The organism is Methylorubrum zatmanii (assembly GCF_014845115.1).
Lineage (GTDB): Bacteria > Pseudomonadota > Alphaproteobacteria > Rhizobiales > Beijerinckiaceae > Methylobacterium > Methylobacterium zatmanii.
The window spans coordinates 1-5,486 of record NZ_NKUI01000281.1 but is presented as its reverse complement, the minus strand read 5'-3'; the positions used below and the strand labels follow the sequence as shown (position 1 = coordinate 5,486).

Genomic DNA, 5,486 nt, shown 5'->3' with positions numbered 1-5,486 from the left:
CCGCATCCTTGGCGGCCTTGAGGGTTTTGTGCTGCGGGTCCGGATCCGGGATGAAGGTGCAGCAGAAGCCGAGGCGGGGCGGCTCGGACGTGGTTCGGGGTGCGCGCGACATGGCCCGACAACGCGCCAGGATGGGTTTCGGCCCCGCCGACCGTCATTCCTCCCCTGCCTCCCCTGGCCCCAAGGCATCCACCGCCTCGCCGGCGAGATTGGCGGCCATCAGCCGCTCGGCCTCGCTCTCGACCGACCTGAGGCGGGCGGCGAGCCCGGCGAGATGCGCGCCCCGGGCGCGGGCGAGGCGCGTGGCGGCGGCGAGGTCGACGGCCTCGAAGCGCACGGTCTCGCCGGGCCGCCTTTGGGCGATCCGCCGCAGGTCGGCGGAGATCACGGTGGCGATCTTCGGGTAGCCGCCGGTGGTCTGGCGGTCGGCGAGCAGGACGATGGGCCGGCCCGAGCCCGGCACCTGCACCGATCCCGCCACCGTCGCGTCGGAAACGATGTTGAAGCCCTGCGCGCCGTGGGCAATTTCCGGCCCGTCGAGCTGATAGCCCATCCGGTCGGCCCGGTTCGAGACGGTGAAATCGCGGCCGAGGAAGGTCGCGAGGCCGTCCGGCGGGAAGTGGTCGTCCTGGGGGCCGAGCACGACGCGAATTGGCTCCCCCCGTTCCAGCGCGACCGGATCGAGGCAGCGTTCCGCCTCGCCGGAAGGCGGCAGGGGTCCGAGCGGCAGGCGGTCGCCCTCCCGCAGGGGGCGCCCGTCGCATCCGCCGAGCGCCGCCCGCTGATGCAGCGAGCGGCTGCCCATCACCCTCGGGACGGGGAAGCCGCCGGAGGCCGCGAGCACGGCGAAGACGCCGTCCCGCGGCCGCGCGACCGTCAGTTCCGCGCCCTCCCGCAGGAGGAAGGACCGGTGCGCGGCGATCGGCTCACCGTCGAGGCTCAGGCCGCCCACCGCGCCCGCGAAGGCGAGACGCACCGGCCCGCCCTCGACGCGCAGGGTCGCGGCGGCCAGCCCGAACTCGATGACCGCCGCATCGGGCCCGTTGCCGACGAGGAGATTGGCGGCCGCGAAGGCGACCGGGTCCATCGGCCCGGAGGCCGAGAGGCCGAACCGCAGGAAGCCGTGCCGGCCCGCATCCTGCAGCGAGGCAGCGCCGCTCAGGCGGGCGAGGTGGAGGCGCGGGCTCATGCCTCCGCCGCCTCGCACAGCTCGGCCACCGTCTCGCCGGCCTCCGCCGCGGCGGCCAGCGCGTCCCAGCGCTCCGGCGCGGTCGGCACGAAGCGCACCCGGTCGCCGGGGCGCAGCAGGAAGGCCGGGTCGCGCTTCGGGACGAAGGTTTTGACGGGGGTGCGGCCGAGGAGATGCCAGCCGCTCGGGGCGGGGATGCTCGCCACCAGGGCCTGGGCGCCGCCGATGGAGACGGTGCCGGCGGGCGTCACCGGCCGCGGGCTCGGGCGCCGGGACAGGACGAGGCCGGGATCGAGCCCGGCGAGATAGGCGTAGCCGGGCAGGAAGCCGATCATCGCCACCCGGTATTCGGGGGCGCTGTGGCGCGCGATCACCGCCTCCGGCGTGAGGCCGTGATGGGCGGCGACCGCCTCCAGATCGATCCCGAACGCGCCGCCATAGACCACGGGGATCCGCCATAGCCGCGCGGCGGGAAGGGGGGCGAGCGCCTCGCCCGCGAGCGCCAGCACGGCGCGGCCGAGTTCGGCCGGGTCGGCCACGAGGGGATCGAGATGCACCGTCAGCGACCGATAGGTCGGCACGGTTTCGAGGACACCAGGCAGCGCGCGCTCCGCGAGAAGCGCATCGAGCGCCATCACGCGGGCGCCCGCCTCGGCCTCGATCCCCGCCGCGAACTCGATGGTGAAGGCGGTATCCCCGCAGGCGAGCAGTCGCGGCGCGTCGTAGGTCATGCCCCGCACTCTAGAGCCGGATCCGGCCCGACGGCAGCAGGTCGGGCGGCGGCAATCGCTCAGAAACCTGCGGCGAGGCGGTGGGTCATCGCAGGCCGCCCGACGGCGGTCTGGCGGTAGAGCCCGCGATGCTGGGGGTCGGGCACCAGGGAATCGGTGAGGCCGATCACCGTCTCGGCGGCACCGAGCAGCACCGCGCCGTCGGGGGTCAGAACCTTCGCGATCCGGTCGAGCACGTCGGTCTTGGTCGGGGCGTCGAAATAGATCAGCACGTTGCGGCAATAGACGATGTCGAACTGGCCGAGATGCTCGAACGGTTGCAGCAGGTTGAGCGGCTTGAAGCTCACCATGCCGGTGATCGCGGGGTTGAGCCGCCACTGCTCGCCGATCTGGGTGAAATACTTCACCAGAAGCTGAACCGGCAGGCCGCGCTGCACCTCGAAATGGCTGTAGAGGCCCAGCCGCGCCTTCTCCAGCACCTCGGTCGAGAGGTCGGTGCCGACGATCTCCACCTGCCAGCCGGCGAGCTGCGCGCCGGCCTCGTGGATCATCATGGCCAACGAATAGGGCTCCTGGCCGGTGGAAGCCGCCGCCGACCAGATCCGCAGGCGGCGCTGGGGCGCGCGGGCGGCGATGGCCTTGGGCAGCAGCACCTCGCGGAACAGGTCGAACGGCACGCGGTCGCGGAAGAAGAACGTCTCGTTGGTGGTCATCGCCTCCACCACCGCCCGTTCCAGCGGCCCCTCCCGCGACAGCCGCAGGGTGCCGACGAGGTCGGCCAGGGTGGCGATCCCGAAGCGGCGGCAGATCGGCGTCAGCCGGCTCTCGACGAGATAGCGCTTCTCCGGCCCGAGGCTGAGTCCCGAGCGCTTCCTGAGGTATTCGCGCAGGAACGCGAAATCGGCCTCGGTCATCAGGCCCGCTCCGCGATCGCGCTGCGCAACGCCGGTCCGATCTCGGGCAGGGGAAGCAGAGCGTGGCAGAGGCCGGCCTTGGCGACGCTGCCGGGCATCCCCCAGACCGTGCTCGTCGCCTCGTCCTGGGCGAGCAGGATGCCGCCGGCCTCGACCAGGGCGCGGGCCCCCGCCGTGCCGTCCGAGCCCATACCCGTGAGGATCACGCTCAGCGTCGCCCCGCCGAACAGGGTGGCGGCGTCGAGGAACATCACGTCCACCGCCGGGCGGCAGAAATTGACGGGTGGCCCGTCGTCGAGGCGGATCACCGGCTCGGCGGCGGTGCCGGCGAGCCGCATGTGGCGCCCGCCGGGGGCGACGTAGATCCGGCCCGGCTGCACCCGCTCGTCAGCCTTGCCCTCTGCGGCGGGCAGTCCGACCCGGGCGCTCAGATGCTCGGCGAAGACCGCGGTGAAGACCGGCGGCATGTGCTGCACGATCAGGACCGGCAGGCGGCGCAGGGTGGGCGCCCCGATCTTCTCCAACACCTCGCCGACCGCCCGGGGCCCGCCGGTCGAGGAGCCGATCAGCAGGGCGCGCGGGGCCGCCACGCTGCGCGGGCGCGGACGCAGCGTCACCGCCCCCGACAGTCGGGAGACGGGCGCCGCCGCGGGGTGAGACGCCGCGGACGGAACCTCGGCCGGGGCCAGGGCCGTCCGGCGTCGGGCGCGGGCGGTACCGAAGACCCGGATGCGCTCGATCAGGTCGTTGCGGAACCCGTCCGAGGTGGTGACGCCGCGGTTGCTCTCCGGTTTGGGGATGTAGTCGACGGCGCCGAGCGAGAGGCAGCGCAGCGACACGTCGGCGTTGCGCTGGGTCAGGGTCGACATCATCACGACCTGGACCCCCGGCTGCTTGGCCAGGATCAGCGGCAGGGCCTGAATGCCGTCGAGCTCCGGCATCTCGATGTCGAGCAGCACCACGTCGGGAGAGCACCGGGCGAGGGCATCCACGGCTGCGCGTCCGTTGGGGGCGGTGGCCACCACCTCGTGGCCCGCCTCGCCGAGCCAGCGCGACACGAGCCCGCGCACGACCGCCGAATCGTCGGCGACCAGTACCTTGATGGGGCTGCGCGCCGCCGGGGCATGTGCGACGGCGGGGGATGCCGGCATGGAGGCCTCACTTCGGGGACAGGGAACACGGAAACCTCACGGTCCCCGGAGGCGTAGGGTCGGTCTCAACCGGAAGCCGGTCGATCCCTTCGGGACGGCGGATATCGTCGTCGCTCGGACGCCGTGCGGGATCAGGCGGCCTGCGACGGGCGCATCGGGAAGCCGACCTGGTCCAGCTTGGCCATCATGATCTCCCGGTCGAAAGGCTTCATGATGTACTCGTCGGCGCCGGCGCGCAGGGCCCGGGCGATGGCGCCGATATCGTTCTCCGTGGTGCAGAACAGCACCTTCGGCCGGTCGCCGGAGGGGGATTGCCGCAGGTGGCGCAGCACCTCGTAGCCGTCCATGTTCGGCATGTTCCAGTCGAGCAGGATCACCGACGGCATCGCCTCGGCGCAGAGCGCAAGGGCCGTCCTTCCGTCCTCCGCATCCCGAACGCTGAAGTCGAGCGTCTCGAGGATGCGGCGGGCGACCTTGCGGATGACCGCCGAGTCGTCGACGATCAGCGCGGACTTGCCCAGGGCTGTCCGGCTCGTGTCGGTCTTGACGGGCGCGTCGCTCACCTCAGGCCGCCTTTGCCTCGCGGGCATCGCCGAAGGCGAGCAGCGCGTTGACGTCGAGGATGACGAGAAGGCGCCCGTCGAGGCGGTGGACGCCGAGGGAGAGGTCGCGCCAGCGGGCATCGAGATTGATCGGCACCGGCTCCTGCGTGTCGGCGGTGAGCTTGAGCACCTCGCCGACACCGTCGACGATCAGCGCGAAGGTCTCTCCCGCCTGCTCCAGGCCGATGGCCATCTGCGCCGCCCCCGCCTCGCGGCTCGGGAGGCCGAGCCGGCGGCGCAGGCACAGGGCGGTCACGACCCGTCCGCGCAGGTTGAGCAGGCCCACGATCTCCTTGGGCGCCAGGGGCACCGGGGTGATGCCGGCGGGCACGAACACGTCGTGCACCCGGTCGATGGTGAGCCCGAACATGGTCTCGCCGACGAAAACCGTGACGTAGTCGGTGGTGTCGGCCGGGACGCCGTTGCCGTTAGCGGCCTGCATGGCGGCTTCTCCTTCTCGGTCCATTCGGGTCTCAGGCGGCCTTGGCGAGATCGGGGTCACCGATCTCCGCCAGCGCGGCGAGCAGACCGCTGCGGTCGAACTTGGCCACGAGGTCGCTGATCGCGAGGCGCCGCGCCCGCTCGATCACGTCGGCCCCGACCGTACCGGTCAGGGCGATGACCGGCAGTTCGGCCAAGCGGCCGCCGGCCCCGCGCATGGCGGCGATGAGGTCGAAGCCGCTGCGGCCGGGCATTTCGAGGTCGCTGACCACGAGGTCGATGCCCGGATTGCTCTTGAGCAGGCCGAGGGCCTCGTCGGCCGACGAAGCGGCGGTCACGCCGTAGCCCGCCGCCTTGAGGACGGGGGTGAGCATGTCGCGGAAGAAGGCCGAGTCGTCGACCAGCAGCAGCGAGGGCGCCTTGACCACGGTCTTGCGCGGCCCGCGGGCCCAGTCGTC

The 5,486-nt window shown here is 72.5% G+C and carries 7 protein-coding genes; all 7 read right to left on the bottom strand.

Going from position 1 to position 5,486, the window contains the following annotated elements; translation table 11 throughout:
* Window positions 1–154: 154 nt before the first annotated feature.
* Window positions 155–1,189 carry a 5-oxoprolinase subunit C family protein gene (locus MZTS_RS23535; RefSeq protein WP_192285678.1) on the bottom strand — a complete coding sequence of 345 codons (1,035 nt, stop codon included), beginning with the start codon at window positions 1,187–1,189 and terminating at the stop codon, window positions 155–157.
* Window positions 1,186–1,920, bottom strand: a complete 735-nt coding sequence (gene pxpB, locus MZTS_RS23530; protein ID WP_192285676.1) for a 5-oxoprolinase subunit PxpB — start codon at window positions 1,918–1,920, stop codon at window positions 1,186–1,188. Before pxpB ends, MZTS_RS23535 begins: the two co-directional genes overlap by 4 nt.
* A 59-nt stretch (window positions 1,921–1,979) precedes the next feature.
* Window positions 1,980–2,834, bottom strand: a complete 855-nt coding sequence (locus tag MZTS_RS23525) for a CheR family methyltransferase (RefSeq protein ID WP_009866367.1) — start codon at window positions 2,832–2,834, stop codon at window positions 1,980–1,982.
* Window positions 2,834–3,985, bottom strand: coding sequence for a protein-glutamate methylesterase/protein-glutamine glutaminase (locus MZTS_RS23520; RefSeq protein ID WP_009866366.1), 1,152 nt, complete (start codon window positions 3,983–3,985; stop codon window positions 2,834–2,836). Before MZTS_RS23520 ends, MZTS_RS23525 begins: the two co-directional genes overlap by 1 nt.
* Before the next feature lie 131 nt (window positions 3,986–4,116).
* Window positions 4,117–4,506, bottom strand: coding sequence for a response regulator (locus tag MZTS_RS23515; RefSeq protein ID WP_246482250.1), 390 nt, complete (start codon window positions 4,504–4,506; stop codon window positions 4,117–4,119).
* 43 nt (window positions 4,507–4,549) lie between these two features.
* Window positions 4,550–5,029 (bottom strand): chemotaxis protein CheW, encoded by a 480-nt coding sequence (locus MZTS_RS23510; RefSeq protein ID WP_192285672.1) that lies wholly within the window; start codon window positions 5,027–5,029, stop codon window positions 4,550–4,552.
* A gap of 31 nt (window positions 5,030–5,060) precedes the next feature.
* The coding region (locus MZTS_RS23505; protein ID WP_192285671.1) for a response regulator at window positions 5,061–5,486 on the bottom strand (426 nt) is incomplete at its 5' end.